Origin of the sequence: Pseudonocardia sp. EC080619-01, from assembly GCF_001420995.1 — a bacterium.
Taxonomy (GTDB): domain Bacteria; phylum Actinomycetota; class Actinomycetes; order Mycobacteriales; family Pseudonocardiaceae; genus Pseudonocardia.
Window position 1 is genome coordinate 6,021,944 of the sequence record NZ_CP012184.1, and the last position, 25,807, is coordinate 6,047,750.

23 protein-coding genes and 1 riboswitch are annotated in these 25,807 nt (G+C 74.7%); of the genes, 9 read left to right on the forward strand and 14 right to left on the reverse strand.

Annotated elements, in window-relative coordinates:
- Window positions 1-48 precede the first annotated feature (48 nt).
- Both AD017_RS27725 and AD017_RS27730 read right to left on the reverse strand, forming a co-directional pair.
- On the reverse strand, window positions 49-1,827 hold the full coding sequence (locus AD017_RS27725; RefSeq protein WP_060576084.1) for an ABC-ATPase domain-containing protein: 1,779 nt from the start codon (window positions 1,825-1,827) through the stop codon (window positions 49-51).
- 70 nt (window positions 1,828-1,897) lie between these two features.
- Window positions 1,898-2,491 (reverse strand): DUF4232 domain-containing protein, encoded by a 594-nt coding sequence (locus AD017_RS27730; protein WP_060576085.1) that lies wholly within the window; start codon window positions 2,489-2,491, stop codon window positions 1,898-1,900.
- Window positions 2,492-2,717: 226 nt separating this feature from the next.
- On the opposite strand from AD017_RS27730, the gene AD017_RS27735 reads away from it, so the two are divergent.
- Entirely contained in the window at window positions 2,718-3,773 is a 1,056-nt protein-coding gene (locus AD017_RS27735) for a DUF368 domain-containing protein (RefSeq protein ID WP_227012615.1), read from the forward strand.
- A 49-nt stretch (window positions 3,774-3,822) separates the two neighbouring features.
- Here the strand turns inward: AD017_RS27735 and AD017_RS27740 are convergent, their stop codons facing one another.
- Window positions 3,823-5,325, reverse strand: coding sequence for a CoA transferase (locus AD017_RS27740; protein ID WP_060576086.1), 1,503 nt, complete (start codon window positions 5,323-5,325; stop codon window positions 3,823-3,825).
- A complete protein-coding gene (locus AD017_RS27745) occupies window positions 5,322-7,067 on the reverse strand; it encodes an acyclic terpene utilization AtuA family protein (RefSeq protein ID WP_060576087.1) in 1,746 nt (581 codons plus the stop codon). Before AD017_RS27745 ends, AD017_RS27740 begins: the two co-directional genes overlap by 4 nt.
- A gap of 79 nt (window positions 7,068-7,146) precedes the next feature.
- Between AD017_RS27745 and AD017_RS27750 the strand changes: the two genes are divergently transcribed.
- The gene (locus tag AD017_RS27750) at window positions 7,147-8,055 is read left to right on the forward strand and encodes a LysR family transcriptional regulator (RefSeq protein WP_193408774.1); all 909 of its coding nucleotides are present in this window, start codon (window positions 7,147-7,149) and stop codon (window positions 8,053-8,055) included.
- Window positions 8,056-8,080: 25 nt separating this feature from the next.
- Here the strand turns inward: AD017_RS27750 and AD017_RS27755 are convergent, their stop codons facing one another.
- Both AD017_RS27755 and AD017_RS27760 read right to left on the reverse strand, forming a co-directional pair.
- On the reverse strand, window positions 8,081-9,460 hold the full coding sequence (locus tag AD017_RS27755) for an MFS transporter (protein ID WP_060576089.1): 1,380 nt from the start codon (window positions 9,458-9,460) through the stop codon (window positions 8,081-8,083).
- 144 nt (window positions 9,461-9,604) lie between these two features.
- Window positions 9,605-10,261 carry a TetR family transcriptional regulator gene (locus AD017_RS27760; protein ID WP_060576090.1) on the reverse strand — a complete coding sequence of 219 codons (657 nt, stop codon included), beginning with the start codon at window positions 10,259-10,261 and terminating at the stop codon, window positions 9,605-9,607.
- Between the two features lie 127 nt (window positions 10,262-10,388).
- Between AD017_RS27760 and AD017_RS27765 the strand changes: the two genes are divergently transcribed.
- The gene (locus tag AD017_RS27765; RefSeq protein WP_060576091.1) at window positions 10,389-11,294 is read left to right on the forward strand and encodes a shikimate dehydrogenase; all 906 of its coding nucleotides are present in this window, start codon (window positions 10,389-10,391) and stop codon (window positions 11,292-11,294) included.
- Window positions 11,284-13,137, forward strand: coding sequence for a bifunctional sugar phosphate isomerase/epimerase/4-hydroxyphenylpyruvate dioxygenase family protein (locus tag AD017_RS27770; RefSeq protein WP_060576092.1), 1,854 nt, complete (start codon window positions 11,284-11,286; stop codon window positions 13,135-13,137). Before AD017_RS27765 ends, AD017_RS27770 begins: the two co-directional genes overlap by 11 nt.
- Window positions 13,138-13,177: 40 nt before the next feature.
- On the opposite strand, the gene gcvP is transcribed toward AD017_RS27770, so the two are convergent.
- On the reverse strand, window positions 13,178-16,054 hold the full coding sequence (gcvP, locus tag AD017_RS27775; RefSeq protein WP_060576093.1) for an aminomethyl-transferring glycine dehydrogenase: 2,877 nt from the start codon (window positions 16,052-16,054) through the stop codon (window positions 13,178-13,180).
- 167 nt (window positions 16,055-16,221) lie between these two features.
- A riboswitch (glycine riboswitch) is annotated at window positions 16,222-16,317 on the reverse strand.
- Window positions 16,318-16,398: 81 nt separating this feature from the next.
- Between gcvP and AD017_RS27780 the strand changes: the two genes are divergently transcribed.
- Complete coding sequence (locus tag AD017_RS27780) at window positions 16,399-16,698, forward strand: YiaA/YiaB family inner membrane protein (RefSeq protein WP_010224698.1); 300 nt, start codon at window positions 16,399-16,401, stop codon at window positions 16,696-16,698.
- A gap of 18 nt (window positions 16,699-16,716) precedes the next feature.
- On the opposite strand, the gene AD017_RS27785 is transcribed toward AD017_RS27780, so the two are convergent.
- The 5 genes from AD017_RS27785 to AD017_RS27805 form a co-directional block, all read right to left on the reverse strand.
- Window positions 16,717-17,295: a MerR family transcriptional regulator gene (locus tag AD017_RS27785; RefSeq protein WP_369821655.1), complete on the reverse strand. Its 579-nt coding sequence runs from the start codon at window positions 17,293-17,295 to the stop codon at window positions 16,717-16,719.
- Window positions 17,296-17,520: 225 nt separating this feature from the next.
- The gene (locus AD017_RS27790; protein ID WP_010224693.1) at window positions 17,521-17,997 is read right to left on the reverse strand and encodes a bifunctional nuclease family protein; all 477 of its coding nucleotides are present in this window, start codon (window positions 17,995-17,997) and stop codon (window positions 17,521-17,523) included.
- A 258-nt stretch (window positions 17,998-18,255) separates the two neighbouring features.
- Window positions 18,256-18,705 (reverse strand): glycogen accumulation regulator GarA, encoded by a 450-nt coding sequence (gene garA, locus AD017_RS27795; protein WP_010224691.1) that lies wholly within the window; start codon window positions 18,703-18,705, stop codon window positions 18,256-18,258.
- A gap of 109 nt (window positions 18,706-18,814) precedes the next feature.
- Window positions 18,815-19,207 (reverse strand): glycine cleavage system protein GcvH, encoded by a 393-nt coding sequence (gcvH, locus tag AD017_RS27800; protein WP_010224689.1) that lies wholly within the window; start codon window positions 19,205-19,207, stop codon window positions 18,815-18,817.
- 9 nt (window positions 19,208-19,216) lie between these two features.
- Window positions 19,217-19,960 carry a CDP-alcohol phosphatidyltransferase family protein gene (locus AD017_RS27805; RefSeq protein WP_174521773.1) on the reverse strand — a complete coding sequence of 248 codons (744 nt, stop codon included), beginning with the start codon at window positions 19,958-19,960 and terminating at the stop codon, window positions 19,217-19,219.
- A gap of 54 nt (window positions 19,961-20,014) precedes the next feature.
- Between AD017_RS27805 and AD017_RS27810 the strand changes: the two genes are divergently transcribed.
- The 4 genes from AD017_RS27810 to AD017_RS27825 all read left to right on the forward strand — a co-directional run bounded on the left by AD017_RS27810 (window position 20,015) and on the right by AD017_RS27825 (window position 23,804).
- On the forward strand, window positions 20,015-20,542 hold the full coding sequence (locus tag AD017_RS27810) for an OsmC family protein (RefSeq protein WP_010224686.1): 528 nt from the start codon (window positions 20,015-20,017) through the stop codon (window positions 20,540-20,542).
- Between the two features lie 254 nt (window positions 20,543-20,796).
- Window positions 20,797-21,705, forward strand: a complete 909-nt coding sequence (locus tag AD017_RS27815) for an MEDS domain-containing protein (RefSeq protein WP_010224684.1) — start codon at window positions 20,797-20,799, stop codon at window positions 21,703-21,705.
- Window positions 21,706-21,718: 13 nt separating this feature from the next.
- Window positions 21,719-22,672 carry an ATP-binding protein gene (locus AD017_RS27820; protein ID WP_010224682.1) on the forward strand — a complete coding sequence of 318 codons (954 nt, stop codon included), beginning with the start codon at window positions 21,719-21,721 and terminating at the stop codon, window positions 22,670-22,672.
- Between the two features lie 247 nt (window positions 22,673-22,919).
- Window positions 22,920-23,804 carry a BTAD domain-containing putative transcriptional regulator gene (locus AD017_RS27825; protein ID WP_060576095.1) on the forward strand — a complete coding sequence of 295 codons (885 nt, stop codon included), beginning with the start codon at window positions 22,920-22,922 and terminating at the stop codon, window positions 23,802-23,804.
- A gap of 34 nt (window positions 23,805-23,838) precedes the next feature.
- On the opposite strand, the gene AD017_RS27830 is transcribed toward AD017_RS27825, so the two are convergent.
- Both AD017_RS27830 and fgd read right to left on the reverse strand, forming a co-directional pair.
- Complete coding sequence (locus AD017_RS27830) at window positions 23,839-24,624, reverse strand: enoyl-CoA hydratase/isomerase family protein (RefSeq protein WP_060576096.1); 786 nt, start codon at window positions 24,622-24,624, stop codon at window positions 23,839-23,841.
- Complete coding sequence (gene fgd, locus AD017_RS27835; RefSeq protein ID WP_010235633.1) at window positions 24,621-25,625, reverse strand: glucose-6-phosphate dehydrogenase (coenzyme-F420); 1,005 nt, start codon at window positions 25,623-25,625, stop codon at window positions 24,621-24,623. Before fgd ends, AD017_RS27830 begins: the two co-directional genes overlap by 4 nt.
- Window positions 25,626-25,807 lie beyond the last annotated feature (182 nt).

Below are 25,807 nucleotides of genomic sequence, written 5' to 3' on the forward strand. Positions count from 1 at the left end.
CCTCCGGGTTGCGGTGCGGCGGTGCACGGTCCCGAGGGACATTAACAGTCAGTGCTGACCGTTTGTGCGGTGACCCGTGACACGTGCCGCCCGCAGCCGGTTCACCGCGGCCGCGACCTCGTGCCGGCGGGGCACCGCGAAGTCGGACAGCGAGCCGTGCGCGATCGCCGCCGCCCCACCGCGTCCCAGGTCGGCCTCCAGCCGGTCCAGCGCCTCGGCCAGGGTGACGCCGTCGAGGTCCAGGTGGGCCAGCGCCAGCCCGACGCCGGTGGTCTGCGACGGGTCGGCCAGCTGGGAGACGGCCGAGAGGTCGATGTCGTCGCCGCCGAAGGTCAGCCGCCCGCGCCCGCGGGCGGTGATCTTGCGGCGCCCGCGCACCTCGGGATCGACACTGCGCGGGTCGAAGGCCCGCGCGCCGAAGCCGGGGAACTCCGGGTCGCTGCCCTCGGGGGCCAGACCCGCCACGTCGCGGGCCCGGGCGGTGATGTCGGAGACCCGGTAGTCCTGCAGCAGGACCACCGTGTCGGCGCGGTCCAGGTAGTCGCCGGACCCGCCCATGACCAGCACCGTCGACACACCGTCGCCGCGGTGCAGCGGCCGGACCCGGTCCACGAACGGCACCAGCGGCTCGGCCTCGATCAGCTCCCGCATCCGGGCGTCGCGGATCATGACGTTCGTCGCAGAGGTGTCCTCGTCGATGAGCAGGACGTCCGCACCGGACTCCAGCGCCTCCATCGTCGACGCGGCCTGCGACGTCGAGCCGGACGCCGACTCGGTGGAGAAGTCCGCAGTCGGCTTCCCCGACGGCAGGCCCGACACGAACGCACGCACGTCGACCCGCTGCACGGAGCGCTCGTCCTCGGCCCGGACCGACACCGCGTCCCGCCGGGCGACGACGAGCTCCCGGCCGTCGCCGGGGACGTGGTCGTACACCCCGGTCTCCAGCGCCCGCAGCAGGGTCGACTTCCCGTGGTAGCCGCCCCCGACGATCAGCGTGACGCCGGTGGGGACCCCCATGCCCGGCACCGCACCGCGGTTCGGCACGTCGAGGGTGACGCGCAGACTTTCCGGGGAGGCGAAGGGCACGCCGTCGCGCAGCGGGCGGTCGTCCACCCCGGACGCCCGCGGCAGCACGGCGTCGTCGGCGACGAACGCGACGAGACCGGCGCCGGGCAGCGCGGCGCGCAGGGCGCAGGAGTCCTCGACGGTCTCGACGAACTCCACGGCCGCGTCACGGTCGGCGTTCGCCCAGGTCAGCGCCTGGTGCACGGCGTCGGGCAGGTCCCCGGCCAGGGTGCGGGCCGCCGCGTGCCCGGCGATCCGGCGGCCGTGCCCGGGGAACGGCGCGCCGAGCTCGACGGTCACCGATCCGTCCCCGTCCCCGGCCCCGTCACCGTCGCCGGTCCCGGCGCGGCCGATCCGGATCGCGCTGCGGTCGAGGACCTCCTGCCCGCCGGCGTCGACGGTCACCGGGGTGCCGCGCAGCGCGCTGCGCAGCGCCCGCAGCAGGAAGCCGCCGAGCGCGCGGGCACGCTCCGGGGTGCGGTGGAGATCGCCGGGCAGGTTGGCCGTCGTGGCCGGCACGGTCACCCGCAGCCGCGACGGCGGCGCGAACGGGTCGGACTGGACCTTGCGGATCTCCAGCTCGAACCCGTCCATGCTCCAGCGACCGGCCAGGCCCTTGTAGGCGCCGTAGCTCGCACCGTCGAGACCGTGCAGCCGCGAGGCGAGCTCGTGGCCGTCGCCCTGGATCCCCCGTGGCGCAGGGCCGGTACGGCGCGGGCCCCCGGATCGGGAGCCGGGTCGGGAACGGTGCGGGCGGGTCATGCAGATCCTCTCCGGACGGTCGCGGCGGGCGTTCCAGGGTAGGTACCCGCCGCGCCGCGACCGAACCGGATCACTGCGGCCCGAAGGCCTCCACGGTCAGCTGGTCGCCGGGGGGCCGCCCGGAGCAGCCGGTCCCGTCCTGGGCGACGAACAGCGAGTCCGTCTCCCCCGGCGGGTAGACCCGGAAACCACGGGTCGGGACCGGGGCGCAGTCGGCCGGGTCGAAGTTGTGCGCGTTCACCATCCGCACCCGCGCACCCGCCGACGCTCCGGGCGCGAGCTGCACCGGATCGCCGTGCCCGCCCTGCATCGCGGCGGCCGGACCCACCTGGGCCCCGTCGTCACCGCCCACGTAGGACAGGCCGGGGAACCCGCGCACGACGCACGTCCGGCCGCCGTCGTTGCGCAGCACGAGGGTCGCGTAGGTCGACCCGGCCGCGCCGCCCGCGGGATCGGCGACCAGCGAGCCTCCCAGCTCCGAGGTGTGGCAGCGCTCGGCGCCCTCGGCGACCGGCCCCCTGCGGGATCGGCCCCGCCGGGCACGTCGGAGCCGCCCGCGACCGGCTCCTCCGGCAGCTCCGCGGCGGCCGGCGTGGCCACCGCGGCCTCGTCCTGCCCCCGGGCCGGCCCCGCCGCGCCCGGCCGGCCCGAGCCCGCCCCGCACCCGGCGAGGAGCGCGCCGCAGGCGACCACCGCCGCCGTCCAGCCCGCACGCCGGCCCACGGCACCGCTCCGGCCCCGTCCGTCACTCCTGTCGTCCATGTCAGTCCCCCGATCGTCATGGTCCGTACACCCCTCTTGACGTTCCACCGTGCAACGGGTTGCCCCGCACGACGCACCGGACGGGTCGATCCGTACGATTCGTCTACGTGTTGTCGCGTATGTCCGGAATGAATCTCGCTCGCGGAGCGGCCATCGGCGTCGTCGAGACCATCCCGGGCGTCAGCGGCGGGACCATGGCGCTGGTCGTCGGGATCTACGAGCGGCTGATCACGCAGGCCGGGCACCTCGTCGGCGCGGCGCGCGCCGTCGTCCGCCCCGGCACCGGCGGGCAGGGTCGCGCGGCTCGGGCCGGCACCGAGCTCCGGCGGCTCGACTGGGGTCTGCTCCTCCCGGTCGCGGCCGGCATGGTGCTCGCCGTGGTGCTGGCCTCGCAGGTGCTGCCCGGCCTGATCGAGGCCCACCCGGTCGGGTCCCGCGCGGTGTTCCTCGGGATGGTCGCGGCCTCGGTCGCCGTCCCGCTGCGGATCACCGGCATGCTGCGCGGCGTCCGGGAGTGGGCACTCGTCGTCACCGGGTTCGTCGTGACGTTCCTGGTCAGCGGGCTGCCCCCGGCGGCCGGCGACGGACGGCCGCCGTACCCGTTGATCGCGCTCGCCGCCGCGGTGGCGATCTGCGCGCTGGTGCTGCCGGGCTTCTCCGGGTCGTTCCTGCTGCTGGTGTTCGGCCTCTACGAGCCGACGCTGCGCGCGGTGCGCGACCTCGACATCGCCTACATCGCCGTGTTCGGGCTCGGCGCGGTGCTCGGCCTCGCCTCGTTCGTGTCACTGCTGCAGTGGCTACTGGAACACCACCGCCGGACCCTCATGGTGGTCATGACCGGGGTGCTGCTGGGCGCGCTGCGGGCGCTGTGGCCCTGGCAGGACGACGCCCGGGGCCTGCTCGCACCCGACCCCGGCTGGTACGCGATGCTGGTCCCGGCGCTGCTCGGCGCCGCGCTCGTCGTCGGGATCATGTTCCTGGAGCGGCGGCTCGAGCCCGCGGCCGCACGCGTCGGCGAGCCGGACCCGGCGCCCGGTGCGGGGGCGGAGAGCGAGACCCGGCGCCTCGCCCCGGTCCCGCCCGCCGACTCCGACGCCGATGTCACGCGCCCGCTCCCGCGGATCACCCCCGACGGGCCCGGGCGGCCCCCGGCGGGACCGCCGGACGGCCCCGGACGCGGCTGAGCACACCCGGGGCGCCCGGTCAGCGCGGCAGCCACTCCGGGGCGACAGGTCAGCGCGGCAGCCACTCCGGGCGGCCCGACCCGCGGGGCACCAGCACCGTCCGGTACTCCCCCGGGGTCGCCGACATCCGCACCTGGTCGGTGACGCCCCGGTAGAGGCCGAGCGGGGTGTCGGCGGTGAAGGTCTCCGGGTCGAGGTAGGCGTGGTCGGCGCCGGTACCGGCGACCGCCCGGGCGTAGCCCAGGTCGACCACGCCCAGTTCCAGCATCCACAGCGCGGCCCGCACCAGCGAGACCTCGACGGCCCAGGAGCCGCCCTCGACGCCGCGCCGGCGCAGGGCCGCGGTGATCCCGGCGGCGGTCAGCCAGGACACGACGTAGTCGTTGACCACCAGGATCGGGGACAGCCGGGGCGGCACGAAGCCGTCGTCGGTGGAGCCGCCCTCCAGCGTCATCATCCCGACGAGCGTCCCGGCGGTCTGGTCGAACCCGATCCGGTCGGCCCACGGCCCCACCGGGCCGTGCAGCGTGTTCGTGGCGTGCACGATGCCCGGCCGGACCGCGGCGGCCTCCTCGGCCGACAGCCCGACCGAGCCGAGGAACCCGGGCCGGCGGTTGGCGTAGAAGACATCGGCCCCACCGAGGAGCCCGCGCAGCAGTGCGTTCCCGTCCTCCGCGCGGGGGTCCACGGTCGCCGACCGGACGCCGACGTTCGCGCTCACGTAGGTGGTGTCGGGTTCGTACTCCCCCGGCCGCCACACGTTCAGCACGTCCGCGCCGTGCAGGGCCAGCGCCCGCCCGGTGCCGGCCCCGGCGATCACGTGGCCCATGCCGAGCGCGCGCAGCCCGTCGAGCGGGAGGTCCGGCCGTCCCCGCTCCGGGAACGGTTCCGGCGGCGCGTCGCCGATCCGGCGCAGCGTGATCGGGGGCGTGCCCTCCAGCGCGGCGTGCTGCGCGGTGGCCAGCCACTCGCCGGGGGTCCGGGCCACCGGCATGACGATGCCCGCCTCGCCCGCCGCGTCCTCCAGGTCGGTGGCGTCCCACCGGGCGATCGCGGCGGCGACCGCCTCGGGCGTCTCGGGGACGCCGAGGAACCGCTCCCCCGCATAGCGCAGCGCGGGGTACGGGTTCAGCGGCATCACCCAGCGGCCGTCCCGGGTGCGGTGGAAGGAGAACCCGAGCGCCTGCGAGGTGGACGCCGCGTTGGCCGCCGGGAAGCCGTTCACCAGCTCCCAGCGACGGTCGTAGAACGGGCACAGCCGGTGCGGGGCGCTGCGCAGGTCGGCGGTCACCTCCTGGCCCTCGCCGCCGCGGTCGCGGTGCACCGCCGCCATCCCGACCGACTTCGCGGCGAGCGCGACCGCGGCGCCGCCGCCGAGCCGCAGCGCGCTGGGCACGACCGGGTCGGCGCCGAGGAAGCGGACCCGGCCACCGGCGTCGGCGGCGGAGAGCCCGACACAGCCGAGCAGCTCGTCCAGCGCGGCCCCCGGGTCGAACGCGTCCCCGGTGGCCGGTGTGGCGACGTTCTTCCCGATCCGCTCCGCGATGCTCACCGGGGCCCTCCCACGTGCCTGGACCGCAGGTACTCACCCACGGACTTCCCGATCTGGTCCACCCGCATGTTCGCCGATCCGCCGGACCCCAGCAGCCCGGTGAACACCAGGTGCACCGCACGCAGGTGCGGGAACTCGTGCCGGACGATCTCGCCCCGCGCCTCGGGCAGCAGCTCCGCCGCCGTCGCGGTGGTCAGCGTGGCGCGCAGCCACTCCCAGTGCGCGGGGTCCGGCGCCCAGACGCCGACGTTGGCGTTGCCGCCCTTGTCCCCGGCCCGGGCGTGGGTGAAGGCGCCGAGCTCCACCGGGTCACCGGCGGGCGCCGGGAGGTCCGGTTCCGGGTGCACCGGCTGGGCCAGCTCGTCCGGGGTGGCGGTGCGCGACGAGCGCGGCACCTCGATCCGCACCCCGTCCTCCCCGACGGCGTGGTGGTCGAGCAGCGCCGACTCCAGCAGCGCGGGCCAGTACTCGATCCGCGGCCACGGCTCCGACGCGCGCGGGGCGTGGCCGTCGTGGTGGAAGCCGGGGAAACCCTGCAGGTACAGCGACCCGACGGCCGGGGCGAAGCGCCGCAGCGGCTCCTTGTGCCGGGCCGTGGCCATCACCCGGATCGGGACGGTCGCCGCCCACTGGTCCGGTGGGTCCACCGCGGCGACGCCGAGCGGGGTGACGTCGAGCCGGTCGACGTGCCCCTCGAGCTGGGCGCGGAGCTGGGCCCGCAGCAGCTCGACCTTCCCCTCGACGTCGGGGGCGGTGCAGAACAGCATCGTGGAGATCTCGTAGCCGATCGGGGCGAACACCGCGACCTTCGCCGTGGGCGGCGGCGGTGACCCCGTCACGGGGCCGATCGCGACCCGGTCGGGCGCCTCCTGGGTGAGGCGGACCGTGTCCAGGTGCACGGTGACGTCCGGGTTCAGGTAACGCGGACCCTGGATCTCGTAGAGCAGCTGCGCGGTGACGGTGTCGACGGTGACGGTGCCGCCGTCGGCGGCGTGCTTGGTGATCACCGAGGAGCCGTCGGCGGCGATCTCGGCGATCGGGAAGCCCGGCTTCACCATGCCCGGCACGGCGCGGAAGCCGGAGAAGTTGCCGCCGGTGGCGTGCGCGCCGCACTCGATCACGTGCCCGGCGGTGACGGCGCCGGCCAGCGCGTCGTGGTCGTCGGGGGTCCAGCCGTGCCACCAGGCGGCCGGGCCCGCGGTCAGCGAGGCGTCGGTGACCCGCCCGGTGACGACGACGTCGGCGCCCGCGGCCAGCGCGCCGGCGATGCCGAACCCGCCGAGGTAGGCGTTGGCGGTGATCGGCTCGAACCCCCAGTCCTTGAGCGGGGCGCCGGTGTCGAGGTGCTCCATGCCGTGGCCGTCGGCGTGGAAGTCGGCCAGCCGGTCGAACACCCCGTCACCGGCGACGTGCGCGACCCGCAGGTCCAGGCCGGCGTCGGCGATCCGGCGCCGCAGCTCGGCGGCCATCCCGGCCGGGTCGAACCCGCCCGCGTTGGTGACGACCCGGATGCCGCGCCGGGCGATCTCGCCGAGGTGCGGGGTGAGCTGGTCGAGGGCGTAGGCGACGTAGCCCGGCTTCCCCCGCCCGGCCGCCGCGGCGAGAGCGGCGAGGGTGATCTCGGCGAGGTAGTCGCCCATGAGGACGTCGACGGGGTCGCCCGCCATCGCCTCGTCGACGGCGGTGAACCGGTCGCCCAGGTAGCCCGAGACGTTGCCGATCCGCAGTGATCGTGTGGCCATACCGGTCACGCTAGGGGTGCGGCGTGCCCGTGACCACGACCGATGCGCACACGACGGCGTGACCCCTAGGGTCATGCGGGTGGAGCTGTTCCACCTGCACTACTTCCTCGCCGTCGCCGACGAGCTGAACCTGACGCGGGCCGCGGCGCGGCTGCACCTGGCCGCGTCACCGCTGTCGCGGCGGATCCGGGACCTGGAGCGGGATCTCGGCACGCCGCTGTTCGTCCGGTCCTCGCGCGGCATGGCGCTGACCGCTGCGGGGAGGGCCCTGCTGCCCCGCGCGCGGGAGATCGTGCGACGGGTGGAGTCGCTCCCCGGCGAGCTCGCGGCCGCCGACGGCCATCCGGTCGCCGCGGTCGGGATCGCACCGGACGTGTCCGCGGCGGTCCGCGACGGCTTCCTGGAGCGGGTCCGGGCCGCCCATCCCGAGCTGGCCGTGCGGATCCGGCCCGGCGCGAGCGCGGAGCTGGCGCGGTCGGTGGGCCGCGGCGACCTCGACCTGGCGTTCGTGCACGGCCGCTACGACGACGACCCGCAGCTCGCGCAGCGGCGGGTGGACAGCCGGCCCGCGGGCGTCGCCGTCGGGCACGGGCTGGGGTTCGACGACCGCACCGGGATCCGGCTCGACGAGCTGACCGATCTGCCCTACGTCTCGATCCGCTACGACGCGGCACCCTCGGTCTACCGGGCGACCGGTGAGCTGCTGGCCCGGCACGGGGTGCACGGCCGGATCGAGCTGGACACGCACAACCCCGGGGACCTGACCCACGTCGTCGCGGCGGGGCAGGCGTTCACGCTGGTCGGGCTCGGGTCGGGGGCCACGCACAAGGCGTTCGTCGGGGAGCCGGTGCACGTGCTGCCGGTCCTCGGGGCCGACGTCCGGATCGGCACCGAGGCGGTGTGGCGGACCGACCGCGCCGCCGCCGACGACGTCGTCCGGCTGCTGGTGGCCGCCGCCCCCGGTCCCGGGGACGGCGGCCCGGCCTGACACAACGGCCACCGGGCCGGCACCGTCAGAGGCGGGCGGGCTCCCGCTCGCCGCCCTGGGCCGCCTCGATCTCGGTCAGGCTCAGCTGCGCGGTCTCCCGGGCCGACCAGGCCGCACCCGCGGCCAGCAGGCAGATCACCCCGCCGAAGACGGCGACGGGCACCCAGCCCGAACCCGAGTCACCGGCCAGTGCGGTGGCGATGGTCGGGGCGAACCCGCCGAGCGCGAAGCCGATCTGGGTGCCCACCGCGGTGCCGGTGAGCCGCACCTTCGCCGGGAACATCTCGCCGTAGAAGGCGGGCCAGACACCGTTCGCGGCGCTGTAGACCACACCGGAGAGCAGGATGCCGGTGACGAAGACGAGCACCAGGTCGCCGGTCGAGACGGCCCACAGGTACGCGGCCAGCATCACCGCGCTGCCCAGCGCGCCGCCGATGAACACCGGGCGGCGGCCGATCCGGTCGGCGAGCGTGGCGAACAGCGGGATCGCGGCCAGCGCGACGATGTTGGCGGCGACGACCACCCACAGCATCGTGGAGCGCTCCAGGCCGACGGTGTTCACGGCGAACGACAGCGCGAACACCGTCATGAGCGTGCTGACCGACGCGACGGTCGCGGCCAGCGACACCCGCAGCAGGTTCGGCCAGTGCCCGCGCAGCAGCGCGGCGATCGGCAGCTGGTCCTTCGCCGACGGTGCCGGGGCCCCGTCCGCGGTGGTGCCCGCGCCCTCCCGGACCTCCCGCTCGAACACCGGCGTCTCGTGCAGCGTGCGCCGGATCAGGACACCGGCGACCAGCACGAGCACGCTCGCCCAGAACGGCACCCGCCAGCCCCAGCTCAGCAGGGCCTCCTCGGGCAGGAGCGCGACCGGCAGGAACACCGCGGTGGCCAGGATCTGGCCGCCCTGGGTGCCGGACAGGGTGAAGCTGGTGAAGAACGCCCGCCGGTCCTGCGGCGAGTGCTCCAGCGTCATCGAGTTCGCGCCGGCCTGCTCACCGCCCGCGGACAGGCCCTGCAGCAGCCGGCAGACGACGAGCAGGACCGGCGCGAGCGCCCCGATCTGCCCGTACGAGGGCAGCAGGCCGATCGCCAGCGTGGCGATGCCCATCATCAGCAGCGTCGCGACCAGCACCTTCTTGCGGCCGAGCCGGTCACCGATGTGGCCGAACAGCACCGCGCCGAGCGGGCGGGCGACGTAGGCGACGCCGAAGGTGGCCAGTGACAGCAGGGTGCCGGCGACCGCGCTGGTCTCCGGGAAGAACACCTTGTTGAACACCAGCGCCGCGGCCGTGCCGTAGATGAAGAAGTCGTAGTACTCGAGGGCGCTGCCGGTCCAGGCGGCGAGCGCGGCCCGCCTCGGCTGGGCGGTCGGCGCCAGGGTGGGGTCGGACGGACTGGGGCTCACGGGTCTCTCCCGGCGTGTGCGTCGTTGCAGGCACGTAGCAGGCACGGTGGCGCAGGCGGCAGGCCGCGCTTATGTACCGTCTGGTTACGTACCGGATAGTGAGTTGTCCGGCGGTGGCGTGTCAAGCCCCGGGGCCCGGCCCGTTCAGTCCCGGCCGACGTTCGCGGTCAGGTACGCGACGACGACGTCGCCCACCATCCGCCGGTAGTGCTCGCGCCGCCCGGGTTCCAGCAGGTCCCGGCCGAAGATCGCGGAGAAGGTGTGCCGGTTCGCCACCCGGAACACGCAGAACGAGCTGACCAGGACGTGCACGTCGAGCGCGTCGACGTCGTCACGGAACAGCCCGACCGACCGGCCCCGCTCGAGGATGCCGCCGAGCACGTCGACGGCGGGGTCGGCCAGCCCGGAGAGCACCGGGGAGGTCCGCAGGTGCTCGGCGTGGTGGATGTTCTCGATCGCGACGAGGCGGATGAAGTCCGGGTGCGCCTCGTGGTGGTCGAAGGTCAGCTCGGCGACCGCGCGCACGGCCTTCGCCGGCGGCAGGTCGTCCACCTCGAGACCCCGCTCCAGCGCCCGGATCCCGACGTAGGCCCGCTCGAGGACCGCCAGGTAGAGGCCCTGCTTCGAGCCGAAGTAGTAGTAGAGCATCCGCTTGGTGGTGCGGGTCCGGGCGGCGATCACGTCGACCCGGGCACCGGCCAGGCCGGCCCGCGCGAACTCCGCGGTCGCCTCGTCGAGGATCTCGGCGCGGGTCCGCTCGGCGTCGCGCTGCCGCACGCCCTCCTCCGGTGCCGCGGCCACCGCCCACCTCCACTCGTCCCGGCTCCGTCGTCGGGCCGGACTCTACGGACCGCGCCGGGCCGGGACTGGCCGACGCGCGCACTGTCCGGTACAACTAACCGTACGGTACATAAGCCGAGGAGGACGTGTGCAGAGCAGCCAGACCGCCACCGGGACCGTCCGGACCGGGTTGATCGGCGCCGGGATCGGACCGTCGCTGTCCCCGGCGCTGCACGAGCGGGAGGCTGCCGCACTCGGCGTGCCCCTGCGCTACCGGCGCTGGGACCTCGGCGCGCTCGGTGCCGCGCCGTCCGACGTCGGCGAGCTGCTCCACCGGGCCCGCGCCGAGGGCTACGCCGGTGTCAACATCACCCACCCCTGCAAGCAAGAGGTGATCCGGCACCTCGACACCCTGTCCCCCGACGCGGCGGCGATCGGCGCGGTGAACACCGTCGTCGTCGGCACCGACGGCTCCCTGACCGGGCACAACACCGACTGGACCGGATTCCGCGACGGCCTGCGCGACGGGCTCCCCGGCGCCGGGGCCGGACGCGTCGTGCTGCTCGGTGCAGGCGGCGCCGGGGCGGCCGCCGGGTACGCGCTCGCCCGGGAGGGCGTCCGCGAGCTGCACGTCGTCGACGTCGACGCCGACCGGGCGGCCTGCCTCGCCCGGCTGCTCGCCCCGCACCTCCGCGACGGCGCCACCGCGACCGGGCGCCCGCGGGCCGAGCTGGACGGGCTCCTCCCCGGCGCCGACGGCCTGGTGCACGCGACACCGGTCGGGATGGCCGACCACCCCGGCCTGCCGTGCGACGCCGCGCTGCTCGCCGGGCGCCCGTGGGTCGCCGAGATCGTCTACCGGCCGCTGGACACCGAGCTGCTGCGCACCGCCCGTGCGGCGGGCTGCCGCACCGTCGACGGCGGCCGGATGGCCGTGCACCAGGCGGCCGAGGCGTTCCGGCTGTTCACCGGGCACGCGCCGGACCCGGCGCGGATGCTGGAGCACCTGGCCGAGCTCGTCACCGCCGAGCAGGAGGCCGAGCGTGTCGCCTGAGGTCCCCCGGCTCGCGCTGGCCACCGTGTGCCTGTCCGGCACCCTGGAGGACAAGCTCGCCGCCGCCGCGACCGCCGGGTTCGGCGGCGTGGAGATCTTCGCCCCGGACCTGGTCGCCGACCCGCTGCCGCCCGCCGCGATCGGCGAGCGCTGCCGCGACCTGGGCCTCTCGGTCGACCTCTACCAGCCGCTGCGCGACATCGACTCCACCGACCCGGACCGGTTCGCCGCCAACCTGCGCCGGGCCGAGGCCACCTTCGACGTGATGGCCGGCCTCGGCGCCGACACGGTGCTCGTCTGCTCCTCGGTCGCTCCGGACGCCGTCGCCGGCACCGACCGGCTCGCCGCACAGCTGCACACCCTCGCCGGCCGCGCCCAGGACCGCGGCATCCGGATCGCCTACGAGGCCCTGGCGTGGGGCCGCCACGTCGACACCTGGGACGCCTCCTGGGCCGCCGTGGCCGCCGCCGACCACCCCGCACTCGGACTGTGCCTGGACTCCTTCCACGTCCTGGCCCGCGGCTCCGATCCCGCCCCGATCGCCGGCGTCCCCGGCGACAAGCTGTTCTTCCTCCAGCTCGCCGACGCCCGCGAGCTCTCGATGGACGTGCTGTCCTGGAGCCGCCACCACCGGTTGTTCCCCGGCCAGGGCGGCTTCGACCTGCCCGCCTTCCTCGCACCCGTCCTGGCCGCGGGCTACAGCGGCCCGCTGTCGCTGGAGGTGTTCAACGACGTCTTCCGCCAGGCCGACCCCGTCCGCACCGCCGTCGACGCCCGCCGGTCCCTGATCGCGCTGGCCGAGGCCACCGCCCACCACGGCACCGGCGGCACCGGCACCGACCCGGTCGCCACACCCGCACCACGGCTCGGCGGGCCGGCGTTCGTCGAGCTCGCCGCCGGACCCGAGCTGGGCCGCGTGCTGCGCGCCCTCGGGTTCAGCCGCACCGGGGTCCACCGCACCAAACAGGTCGAGCGCTACCGGCAGGGCGACGCCACACTGCTGGTCAACGCCGCCGGCCCGCACCCCGGCACCGGCAGCGCCGTCGCCGCGATCGCCCTCGACTCGGCCGACCCCACCGCCTCGGCCCGCCGCGCCGCCCGGCTCTGCGCACCCCCGCTGCCCCGGGCCACCGGCCCCGGCGAGGCCGATCTCGCCGAGATCTCCGCGCCCGACGGCACCTCGGTGTTCCTCTGCCGCACCGACTCGCCCACGAGCTGGGCCCACGACTTCGTCACCGTCGACGAGCCCCCGGTGCCCGGCACCGGCATCCACGCGATCGACCACATCGGACTGACCCAGCCCTATGACGCGTTCGACGAGGCCGTGCTGTTCCACCGCACCGTCCTCGGACTCGGCACCGTCGCCGACGGCGAGTACGCCGCCCCGTTCGGCCTGGTCCGCAGCCGCGCCCTGGCCGACGACGCCCGCCGCGTCCGGATCGCGCTCACCGTGTCCCTGCTGCGCCGCGGCGAGTGGGGTCCCGGCGTCGCCGACCCCCAGTACGTCGCCCTCGCCTGCGACGACGTCCTCGCCACCGCGGCCGCCGCCCGCGACGCCGGGGTCCCCCTGCTGCCCGTACCGGGCAACTACCACGACGACCTCGCCGCCCGCCTCGACCTGCCCGGACCCACGATCTCCGCCTACCGCGACCTCGGTGTCCTGCACGAACGCGACGCCGGGGGCGACTACCTGCAGGTCTGTACCGAGCTGCTCGGCGGGCGCCTGTTCCTCGCCCTCGTCCAGCGCACCGGCACCCACGACGGCCACGGCTGGACCGACGCGCCCGTCCGGATGGCCGCCCACCGCCGCTCCCGGCTGGCGCGGTCACCCGCACCGTCCTGAAACGGGCCCCGGCCGCGCGGCGGCCGGGGCCCGGAGCGGATCAGGCGAACGCCTCCGGCGGCGGGCAGGAGCAGACCAGGTTGCGGTCGCCGTGCGCGCCGTCGATCCGGCGGACCGGCGGCCACACCTTGCGGTCGTGCACGCCCGGGGTCTGGCCGGCCGGGTACGCGGCGAGCTCCCGCGGGTAGGGGTGGTCCCACTTGTCGTCGGCGAGGCAGGCCGCGGTGTGCGGGGCGTTGCGCAGCGGGTTGTCGTCGGCGGGCCACTCCCCGGCCGCGACCCGGTCGATCTCGCCCTTGATCGAGATCATCGCCTGCACGAACCGCTCGATCTCCGGCAGGTCCTCGGACTCGGTGGGCTCGACCATCAGGGTCCCGGCGACCGGGAAGGACATGGTCGGGGCGTGGATGCCGTGGTCGATCAGGCGCTTGGCGACGTCGTCGACCGTCACGCCGGTGTCCTTGGTGATCGTCCGCAGGTCGAGGATGCACTCGTGGGCGACCGCGCCGTCGGTCCCCGAGTACAGCACCGGGTAGTGCTCCGCCAGCCGCTTCGCGACGTAGTTCGCGGCCGCGACGGCGGTCAACGTGGCCCGGCGCAGCCCGTCGAGACCCATCATCCGCAGGTAGGCCCAGGAGATCGGCAGGACGCCCGGGCTGCCGTAGCGCGCCGCGGAGACCGGCCCGACCTCGCCGCGACCCGGCAGGAACGGGACCAGGTGCTCGGCCACCGCGACCGGCCCGACACCCGGACCGCCGCCGCCGTGCGGGATGCAGAACGTCTTGTGCAGGTTCAGGTGGCTGACGTCGCCGCCGAAGGCGCCCGGCCGGGCCACCCCGACCAGCGCGTTGAGGTTCGCGCCGTCGACGTAGACCTGGCCGCCTGCCTCGTGCACGGCGCCGCAGACGTCGCGGACCTGCGCCTCGTAGACCCCGTGCGTCGACGGGTAGGTGATCATCAGTGCGGCCAGCCGGTCGCCGTGCTCGGCGATCTTCGACCGCAGGTCGGCGAGGTCGACGTCGCCCTGCGCGTCGGTCCCGACGACGACCACCCGCATCCCGGCCATGATCGCCGAGGCGGCGTTCGTACCGTGCGCGGACGCCGGGATCAGGCAGACGTCGCGCTCGTCGTCCCCCCGCGAGCGGTGGTAGGCGGCGATCGCGAGGAGCCCGGCGAGCTCGCCCTGGCTGCCCGCGTTCGGCTGCAGGGAGACGGCGGTGTACCCGGTCAGGTCGGCCAGCCAGCCCTCGAGCTGCGCGATCATCTCGCGGGACCCGGCGGTGTCGGCCTCCGGCGCGAACGGGTGCAGGTCCGAGAACTGCGGCCAGGTCACCGCCTCCATCTCGGCGGCGGCGTTGAGCTTCATCGTGCACGAGCCGAGCGGGATCATGGCGCGGTCGAGCGCCAGGTCGGCGTCGGCGAGGCGGCGCAGCCACCGCATCAGCGCGGTCTCCGACCGGAACTCGTGGAACGTCCGGTGCGTCAGGTACTCGCTGGTCCGCACCAGCCCACCGGGCACGGCGTCGGCGGTGGCCGCATCGAGGGCCGCGACGTCGCCGACGGTCACCCCGAACGCCTCCCACACCGCCTGCAGGTGGGCGACGGTGGTGATCTCCGAGGTGGACACACCCACCTCGTCGTCGGAGACCTGCCGGAGCGCGATGCCGGCGTCGTGCGCGGCGCCGACGACGGCCGTCGCCCGCCCGGGCACCCGGGCCAGCACCGTGTCGAAGAAGGCGTCGTGCACGATCTCCACGCCACCCTCGCGCAGCCCGCCGGCCAGCACCGCGGCCATCCGGTGCGTGCGGGTCGCGATCGAGCGGAGCCCCTCGGGGCCGTGGTAGACGCCGTAGCAGGCCGCCATCACCGCCAGCAGGACCTGCGCGGTGCAGATGTTCGACGTCGCCTTCTCACGGCGGATGTGCTGCTCGCGGGTCTGCAGCGCGAGGCGCAGCGCGTAGTTGCCGTCGGCGTCGCGGGACACGCCCACCAGGCGCCCCGGCAGCTGGCGCGCGTGCTTCTGCCCGACCGACAGGTACGCGGCGTGCGGTCCGCCGAACCCGAGCGGGACACCGAAGCGCTGGGTGGAGCCGACCGCGGCGTCCGCCCCGAACTCGCCGGGCGGGGTCAGCAGCGTCAGCGAGAGCAGGTCCGACGCGACGGCGACCAGCGCGCCCCGCTCGTGCGCCTCGGCGACCAGCGCGGACGGGTCCGCGACCCGCCCGGACGCCCCGGGGTACGACAGCAGCGCACCGAAGAACTCACCGTCGGGAAGGCCGCCGGTCAGGTCGGTGACGACGAGCTCGATGCCCAGCGGCTCGGCACGGGTGCGGAGCACGTCGAGGGTCTGCGGGAGGGTGTCGGCATCGACGACGAACCGCGGGCTCTTCGAGCGCCCGGCGCGCCGCAGCAGGGTCATCGCCTCGGCCGCCGCGGTCGCCTCGTCGAGCAGCGACGCCCCGGCGACCGGCAGGCCGGTCAGGTCGGACACCATCGTCTGGAACGCCAGCAGCGCCTCCAGCCGGCCCTGGCTGATCTCCGGCTGGTACGGCGTGTAGGCGGTGTACCAGGCGGGGTTCTCCAGCACGTTCCGGCGGATCACCGACGGTGTGCGGGTCCCGTGGTAGCCGAGCCCGATCATCGGGACGGTGACCGTGTTCCGGTCGGCCAGCTCCCGCAGCTCGGCGAGCATCCCGGCCTCGTTCTCCGGGGCCGGCAGCGAGGCGCCGACCGGCTCGGGGTCACGGATCGCGTCGGGCAGGGCCCGGCCGGCGAGAGCGTCGAGGGAGTCGACGCCGAGTGCCTCGAGCATCCGCGCCAGCTCGTCGGGGCGCGGGCCGATGTGGCGCTCGGCGAACGGCAACCCGTGCTCGAGCTCGGCGAGGGTCGGGCGGTCCTGCTGCGGGGTCGGGCTCACGGCGCCTCCGGGGTACTACTCGGTCAGGCCGGGGACAGGGCGGTCACGCCCCTCCCCCTCTGTCCGTACCCGCGGTGGCGGGCGCCTGAGAGATTCACCCGAGGCTTCGGGCTTTCCCCGTCGGCGGACGGACCTCCCCGTGGTGGCCCGTCGCTTTCCAGAGGCGTCTCGACCGTACGGTCCGTGTGCCTGAGAGATTCCGGGAAGGGATTTGCTCCTTCGGCGCCCGGCCTCCTGCACCGGGTCTCTCCCGCACGGCGTCAACGACTACCGGCAACAGGGTACCCGTCTTCTCCGTACTTTCACGGCGCCGGCGCCCGCCGGTGCTCGTCACACTTCCGTGCATGTCGAACACCAGCAGCGCGACCACCACGCCCGCGACCACCGCGGCCTTCCACATGCAGTCGGTCCTGTCCTTCGGCGTGTCGCTGGCCGCCGTCGTGATCGGGACCGTCTACCTGCCCGTCGACGGGTGGGTGAAGGCGTTCCTCGCGATCGCCGTCCTCTACGCGATCACGTCCGCGTTCACCCTCGCCAAGTGCGTGCGGGACCGCCAGGAGAGCCTGACCGTGGTCAACCGGGTAGACCAGGCGCGGATGGAGAAGCTCCTGTCCGAGCACGACCCGTTCCGCTCGGTGGCGTGACCCGGGGCCGTGCAGGACTCAGGAGATCGCGCGGCGGGACCGCCTGCGGGCGAGCTCGTCCTCCGGGGACTCGTCGACGGTGCCGCCGTCGGCGCGCTCCGCCGGGAAATCCTTGATCACACCGGTGATCTCGCGCATCGCACCGGAGACGGCGATGCCGAAGACGCCCTGGCCACCCTGGAGGAGATCGACGACCTCCTCCGGCGAGGTGCACTCGTAGACGGTCGTTCCGTCCGAGAACAGCGTGATGCCGGCCAGGTCCCGGATGCCCCGCCGGCGCAGGTGCTCCACGGCGATCCGGATGTTCTGGAGTGACACACCCGCGTCGAGCAGGCGCTTGACGATCTTCAGGACGAGGACGTCCTTGAAGGAGTACAGCCGCTGGCTGCCCGATCCGGCCGCACCTCTTATCGACGGCACGACCAGACCCGTGCGGGCCCAGTAGTCGAGCTGCCGGTAGGTGATCCCCACGACCTGGCACGCGGTCGGGCCGCGGAAGCCGACGAGGCTGTCGGGCACCCCGTCGAGCCCGTCACCGACGAGCGGGTCCGGGAACAGCTCTCCCTGTCCCGGCCCCTCGGGTGGTGGCGTCTGCACCGCGTGGTCTCCCTCGGTCGGCCGCACCGCGCTCCCCTCCGGTACCACATCACTCTGGGTGCCCGAGGAGTTCCACGGATGTCATCAGTAGTGATGACGGTAGGCCCGGCGGACGGGGTGGTCAACGCGGCTCGCCGACACGGGCGTACCGGACGGCGCGGGACCCACGTCCCTCGGCCGGACGGAGCACGGCCGGCGGTCGCCGGCCGCGCCGAACGGTCGCTCTCAGCCCGGCTGGGCGCCGCGGAAGTCCTCCGGCGAGACGGAGTCGAGGAACTCGCGGAACTTCTCGACCTCGTCCTCCTGCTCGTCCGGGATGACGAGCCCGGCCTCGGCGAGGACGCTCTCGTCGGCGTGCACCGGGACCCCGGTGCGCAGCGCCAGCGCGATCGAGTCACTCGGTCGTGCGGAGACGGTCACGCCGCCGTCGAAGATCAGCTCGGCGTAGAAGGTGCCCTCCTGGAGGTCCGTCACCCGGACCTGCTCCAGCCGACGGCCGAGCGCACCGATCACGTCCTTGAGGAGATCGTGGGTGAGCGGCCGCGCCGGCTTCACGCCCTGCTGCTCCAGGGCTATCGCCGTCGCCTCCACGGACCCGATCCAGATCGGGAGGTAACGGTCCCCGTTGGTCTCCCGCAGCAGCAGGATCGGCTGGTTCGCCGGGAGTTCGACCCGGACGCCCACGACGCGCATCTCGCTCATCAGCCCGCCTCCCCGGCCCTTGCGGGCCTGTCGGCCGGCCCGGGTGTACCCGCCACCCCGGCCGCCCGGATCGCCTTGCTCGCCCTGGTCCGTGTGGTCACTTCCGCTCCCACCACCGACACGCTCCGACGCTACACGGGCGGGGCCGTCCACGCCCGCCTCCGGACGGGGTGTGACGACGTCCTTTCGACGATCGTCACACGGCCGTCGCGCGCGGCGTGTCGGCTCGACATCCGCCCGCCCGCACGTCGTGCGGGATCAGCCCTGGCCGGGCTCGCGCGGACCGGTCAGGAAGACCAGCCGGAACTTGCCGATCTGCACCTCGTCGCCGTTCGCGAGCACGGCCGTGTCGACCGGCTCGCGGTTGACGTAGGTGCCGTTGAGGCTGCCGACGTCGACGACGACGAACTCGCCGGCGTCACGGCGGAACTCCGCGTGCCGCCGGGAGACGGTCACGTCGTCGAGGAAGATGTCGCTGTCCGGGTGCCGGCCCGCGCTCGTGGTCGGCACGTCGAGCAGGAAGCGCGAACCGGCGTTCGGGCCGCGCCGGACGACGAGCAACGCCGACCCGGCGGGCAGACCGTCGACACCGGAGACGGCCGGCTCCGCGCTCGGCTGCTCCACGTCGGCGAGGAAGTCAGCCCGGAACACCGACGTGGTCTCCGGTGCGCGCTCCGGTGGCACGTCGCGCGGGTCGTTCGTGGTCACGTCGGGGTCTCCTCCTGTAGGAAACGGGTCCCGGACGTGGTCCGGGCGATGATCAGCGGCGTTGTCAGGGGATTCGAAACTACCGGTCCGGCAGGCACGGCGGAACGGGTCAGGAACCGTCTGCCAGCTGCCGGTAGGCCTCCGCGTCGAGCAGCCCCTCGGGCAGCCCGCCGTCGGCCAGGCGCACGTCCACCAGCCACCCGTCGCCGTAGGGGCCCGAGTTGACCAGCTCCGGGGCGCCCTCGAGCGACTCGTTGACGGCCACCACCTCGCCGGCCACCGGCGCGTAGATGTCCGACACCGACTTGGTCGACTCGACCTCGCCCATGGTGTCGCCCGCGGTCACGGTCTCGCCCACCGTGGGCAGCTGGACGAACACGACGTCGCCGAGCTGGGACTGGGCATGGTCGGTGATACCGATCCGGACCACCCCGTCCCCGGTCTCACGTACCCACTCGTGGGCTTCGGTGTAGGTCAGGTCCGACGGAATCTCCGAGCTCACGCGGCGAGCCTAGCCCCCCGCGCCGCCGTGATCGAACCGGGTGCGCGCAGCGGGACCGGCCGGCGACGGGCGGCGCATCGCCAGCACGAACTGCGCGAGGTAGAGGACCCCGGTCCAGAGGTAGAGCGCGACGCCCCAGATCGCGAAGGCGTGCGCGATCACGGCCACGACGGACTCCGCGGGGGTCGGCCCGTCGCCGAGCAGCAGCAGCGGGAAGGCGTAGAGGAGCACGAACGTCGCCGCCTTGCCGAGGTAGACGACCTCGAACGGCGCCCACCCGCGGCGGCGCATCACGAGCACGCAGGCGGCGAGCACGACGTCGCGCGCCACCAGCGCGGCCACCACCCACCACGGGACGAGCCCGCGGATCGCCAGCCCCACCAGAGCGGCCAGGATGTAGAGGCGGTCGACCGCCGGGTCGAGCATCGCGCCGAGCCGGCTGTACTGGTCCAGGACCCGCGCGAGCTTGCCGTCGAGCCAGTCGGTGAAGCCGCCGATCGCCAGCACGGTGACGGCCCAGACGTCGGCCTCCGGGCCGAGCATCAGCCAGAGGAACAGCGGGACGCCGAGCAGGCGCAGCACGCTGAGCGCGTTCGGGACGGTCCACAGCCGGTCGTCGGCGGTGGGCGGGCCCGCGACCTCGTGGACCGAGTCCCGGACGGTGACGCGCACCGTGTCGCGCGCCTCCCGCACCGTCTCGCGGGCGTTCCGCCGCACGGCTGCGGCCCTGCCCGTGTCCGACTCCCCGCCCACGTGGTCAGCCTAGACGCCCCTCCGCGCTGTACCGGAGCGGACGGTGGGGTGAGGATGGAGGGCGTGACGGACTCGAACACCACATCGCTGAAGGACATCCAGGCCCCGCTGAAGCAGCAGTACCGCGACGACCCCGAGGCCGCCGTCGTGACGCTGAAGGCGGACGGCGAGCTGGGCGCCGGCGTCTCCTGCAAGGTGACGACCGGGCAGGCGCTCGCCGAGGCCGGCCTGCACCCGGCCACCGGTGGCGACGGCACGCAGCTGTGCTCCGGCGACATGCTCCTCGAGGCGCTCGTCGCCTGCTCCGGCGTCACCCTCCAGGCGGTCGCGACCGCGCTGGAGCTGGACGTGACGGGCTCGGTGCGGGCCGAGGGCGACCTCGACTTCCGCGGCACGCTCGGCGTCGTCAAGGACGCGCCCGTCGGGTTCCGCGACATCCGGCTGACCTTCGACATCGACGCGCCGGGGGCCGACGACGAGAAGATCGCCACCCTGATCAAGCTCACCGAGCGGTACTGCGTGGTGCTGCAGACGATCAAGGGCAGCGCCACGACCTCGGTGGACGTCACCAGCAGGTCCTGAGCGCCCGTACCCGGGACACCGCCGCTCGTCCGTCCGGAGCACCGGCGCGCGGCGAACGGACACGGGCGGCCCGCCACGATCACGGCTCACCGCCGGTGGCGGGCCGCTCGGCGCGCTTCACCGTCGGTTCGGCGCCCGGCACTCTCCGGGGTCTGCGGGCTCCTGTTCGGACGTCCGTACGGTGGTCGCGTCCAGGGACGACGTGACTGGGCGTGCCCGCGTCACCCGCGCGCGCACGTCACGGCAGGTGAATCGTGATCAAGCTTGCGGACGATCTCTCGTCCGGCGATCACGTGTGTGCGGTCCCGGACAGCCTCGAGCACCTCGGCGAGATCCGGGCCGGGTTCGTGGCGCACGGCCTCGACCTCGGTGAGCGGGTCCTCTACTTCGACGACGACGGCGCCGCGGACACCCTGCTGCGCAGGCTGTCCGAGGACGGCGTCGACGTCGAGGAGCCGTTGCGCCGGGGCCAGCTCCTGATCCTGCCGGAGGAGAACACCCGGCAGACCTTCCGCACGCCGCTCCCCGACATCCACGCCGGCGTCTCCGGCCAGGTCGAGGAGTCGCTGCGCGACGGCTGGCACGGCACCCGCCTCACCGGCCAGATGCACGCGTCCATCGCGGCGGGGGCGTCGGCGACGCTGCCCGAGTACGACGGGCTGCTGGCGCGGCTGGTCCGGGAGAGCTCGGGCTCCCTCACCGCGCTGTGCACCTACGACCACGAGCACTTCCCGGACGAGCAGATCGACATCATGCGCGCCCTGCACCGGGACCACCTGGCGGTGACCGGCGCCTACGACGACGGGCTGCTGCGGATCGTGCGCCTCGGCGTCGGGCACGCCCGGCTGGCCGGCGAGATCGACCACAGCAACCGTCCGAAGATCACCGCGCTGCTGCACCAGTCGCTGGACGCCGTGCTGCGCTCCCCCGACGCCCCCACCGACATCGGGCTGGACATGGCCTCGGTCCGCTTCGTCGACGTCGCGTCGGCGGTGGCGTTCGTGCACGCCGCCGAGAGCTTCCCCGCCACCCACCGGCTCGTCCTGCACCGGGTCCGCCCGCGGGTCGAGCGGGTCCTGGAGCGCTGCGGGGCGGCCTTCTCCCCGCAGCTGGCGCTCGACGACGAGCCGCCGAAGGTCGTCCCCGTCCTGCCCGACCGGTGACCGGAGGCCGCCCGTGCAGATCAACGCCGCTCCCCGCTCGCCCGGTTTCGTCCACGTCCTGGTGCACGCCGACGACCCGGCGGAGCTCGTGGCCAAGGTCGCCCCGCAGGCCGCGGCCGCCGTCCACGACGTCGGGGCGCAGATCGCACTGGCCGTCTCCGAGCCGGTCGAACAGGCACTGCGCGACGAGCTGGCCGGCACCGGCGCCGCGCTCGGCCGTCTCACCACGCTCACGCGGTCGGCCCGCGACTCGGGCCAGACCGTCGCGGCGTGGCGGGCCCGGGAGCTGCGGGCACTGTCGTCGTCCGGGCGGCCGGTGGTCGTCGTCGCGGAACACGACCCCGAGCTGGACGGGGTGGACGGCGGCTTCTGGGTCGAGTTCGAGGCCGCGCTGAACATCTCGCTCGACGGCCTGCCCGTCACCCAGCTGTGCGTGTACCCGCGGATGCCGCTGCACGGCGCGGTCGGCGACGGTGCGCTCGCGAACCACCCGCTGCACCTGCGGGGCGGCGAGCGGGTGCCGAACCCGCGGCACGCCGCCCCCGCCGACGTCCTCGCGGCGCTGCCCTTCGCGCCGCCGCACCTGCTGGGGCCGCCGGACGTCCGCCTGCACTACAACACCTTCGAGCTCTCCCGCGTCCGCGACGCGGTCGAGGAGGCGGCCCGCGCCTGCCGGTTCGACCCGGTCCGCGGCGAGGACATGGTGCAGGCGGTCAACGAGGTCGCCACGAACGCGGTGGAGCACGGCTCCCCCGAGGCGGGGCTGTCGGTGTGGGCGCGGCCGGGCGAGCTCGTCTGCGAGATCCACGACACCGGCGCGCTCACGCTGCCGCTGATCGGGCTCGCGCCGCCGCACCCGTCGCAGGCGCGCGGGCGGGGCACCTGGATCGCCCGGCAGCTGTGCGACAGCCTGCACGTGTGGCGGGCCCGCGACGGCACGCACGTCCGCCTCCTCGCCAGGGCCTGACCAGCGCCTCCACCGGCGACCGGCAGCCGTGCGTGGCGATTCGCTCACCCGGATCTCACGCACCCGCCCGACCTCGGCTATCCTGGCCCTCGAGCACACCGCACGGAGACGCCGCCCGCCGTCCGTGCTGGTGCGGTTTCGTCGTGTCCACACAGCGCCCCGCGGCCCTCCCGCCCGGGCGGCGCGCCCGGCACCGGCGCAGAACCGCGTGCGGGCCGCACGTCACGACCGACCCGGGGAAGACGGCATGTCCGACGACGATCACTGTCGATCCAGTGAGTCCACGCTGAGCGAGCCCACCGACGGTTCCGCGCTGCACGTCCGCGTCCTGGGGGCGTTCGGGCTGCGGGTCGGCGACCACTCCGTACCGCTGCCCGTCGACTCCCGGCGCCTGGTGGCCTACCTGGCCGTGCACCCGCGCCCGCAGCCGACCGCGGCGATGGCCGCCGACCTGTGGCCCGGCGTCGGGCCCGCCCCGGCGGCCCGGCTGCTGGACGAGGCCGTCGCGGGCGTCGACGTCCCCGGCCTGCTCACCGCCGACGACCGCGGCCGCCTGCACCTCGCCGACGACGTGACCGTCGATCTCGCCGAGGGTCTGCTGATGGTCCGCGGGTTCTCGTCACCGGAGATGGCGCGGACCGTCCGCGAGATCGGCTGCCCGGCGACCGACCTGCTCGAGGCCGACATCCTCCCGTCCTGGACGGCGCCGTGGATCGTGGTCGAGCGGGAGCGGTTCCGGCAGCTGCGGCTCTCCGCGCTGGAGAACCTGTCCACCACGCTGAGCGCCGCCGACCGGCACGACGACTCGGTCGCCGTCGCCCGGCGCGCCGTCCGGACGGCGCCGAGCCGCGAGCGCTCGCGGCGGGCGCTGGTCGAGGCCCTGCTCGCCGGCGGCCGCGTCGCCGACGCCCTCGCCGAGTACGAGGAGTTCCAGCGGCTGCTCCGCAACAGCGTGGGCGCCACCCCGGACTCCGAGCTGGACCGGCTCCTCGCGCCCTACGACTCGGCGTGGCCCCTGGGCCCCGGGGTGCACCGCCCGGTGCAGCGGTGGGGCGTCGGGATGCCGGGCGCACACCGGCCCGCGCAACGCGGGCGCCGGCTCGCGGCGGGCAGCCCCGCCAGCGGCCGCTGAACCCGGCACCCCGACACACCACACCCCGGCGCCGCTAGTGGAACTGCGGGCGCCGCTTCTCGCCGAACGCCGCCAGCCCCTCCGCGCCCTCCGGCCCGGCCGCGCAGGCGGCGATGGAGGCGGCCTCGGCGTCGAGCTGCTCGCCGAGGGTGGCCTCCCAGGTCCCGCCGAGCAGTCCCCGGATGCGGCCCAGCGCCGCCGTCGGCCCCTGCGCCAGCCGGTGCGCGAGGGTCGCGGCCTCGTCGTCGACCGCGTCGTCGTCGACGACCGAGGCGAGCAGTCCGAGCCCGTCGAGCGCGTCGGCGTCGAGCACCTCGTCGGTCAGCAGGATCCGGCGGGCCCGGGCCGCGCCGACCAGCCGGGGCAGCGTCCAGGTCATCCCGCCGTCCGGGGAGAAGCCGATCCCCGGGTAGGCGGGACGCATCCGGGTCGACCGCCCGCCGACGGCGAGGTCGCAGGCCAGCGCCACGCTCATCCCCGCCCCGGCGGCCCAGCCGCGCACGGCGGCGACGGTCGGGACCGGGCTCGCGACGAGCGGGCGCTGCAGCGCGTGGAAGATGTCGGCGACCTCGCGCACGTAGCCGCCCCGGTCCGGGGCCGCGGCGAAGTCACGGACGTTGCCCCCGGTGCAGAAGTTCTCCCCGTCGCCGTGGACCAGCACCGCACCGACGGCGCCCGGATCGGCCGGGTCCTGCCCGGCCAGCCCCGTCAGCGCGTCGGTGACCTCCTGCATCACCGCGCCGTCGAGCGCCCCGTGCCGGCCGGTGGAGATCCGGCAGCGCAGGACGCGCCCGTCCCTCCGGACCGCCTCCGCCGTCACCCGAGCTCCCGCAGCTTCGGCAGGACGTCCTCGGTGAACTGACCGAGGAAGCGACGCTGGTCGTCCCCCGGGCCGTGCACGACGAGATGGTTCAGGCCGGCGTCGACGTAGGGCCTGATCTGCTCGACGGCCTCGTCCGGATCGGACGCCACGATCCAGCGCTTGGTCACCTGCTCGATGGGAAGCTCGTCGGCGAGCCGCTCCATCTCCCGCGACGAGTCGACCGAGTTCTTCTGGTCCGGGGTCAGCGACAGCGGGGCCCAGAACCGGCAGTTCTCCCGGGCCGCCTCCGGGTCGCGGTCGTAGGAGATCTTGATCTCGATCATCTTGTCGATCTGCGACGCGTCGCGGCCCTGCTTGTCGGCGCCCTCCTGGACACCGGGCAGCAGCTTGTCGGTGTAGAGCTCCATGCCCTTGCCGGAGGTACAGATGAAGCCCTCGCCGTGCCGGCCCGCGTAGCGGGCGACCATCGGCCCACCGGCGGCGATGTACACCGGCACCGGCTGCTCCGGACGGTCGTAGATCATCGCGTCGACGAGGGTGTAGTAGTCGCCCTCGACGCTGACGCTGTCCTCGGTCCACAGTGCCTTCATCAGCCGGACCGCCTCGCGTAGCCGTGCGAAGCGCTCCTTGAACTCCGGCCACTCGCGGCCCGACACGGCGATCTCGTTGAGCGCCTCGCCGGTGCCGACGCCGAGCGCGACCCGGCCGCCGGTCAGCATCGCCATCGTCGCGAACTCCTGGGCGAGCACCGCGACGTTGTAGCGGAAGGTGGGGGTGAGCACCGAGGTGCCGATCTGCACCCGGTTCGTCCGCTCCCCCACGGCCGCGATCCACGGCAGCGCGGCGGGGGCGTGCCCGCCGGTGTGCCGCCACGGCAGGAAGTGGTCCGAGGCCCAGACGCTGTCCAGGCCCAGCTCCTCGGCGAGTACCGCGTACTCGACGAGGTCGCGCGGGCCGAACTGCTCGGCCGACGCCTTGTACCCGATCTTGAGATTCACGGATCAGTCCTTATCGCGTGCCTGGCGCGCAGGCCGTCCGGCGCGCCGTGTCCCTCCCGTGTTGCTACACCCCGGCGCGGCCCGGCGCAGCCCCGGGTGGCTCACAGTCCCCCACCGCGGCGCCCGTTGCCGGATCCGCGGAGCCGGGCGGACGGCGCCGAGCACGGCTCGTACGATCGACC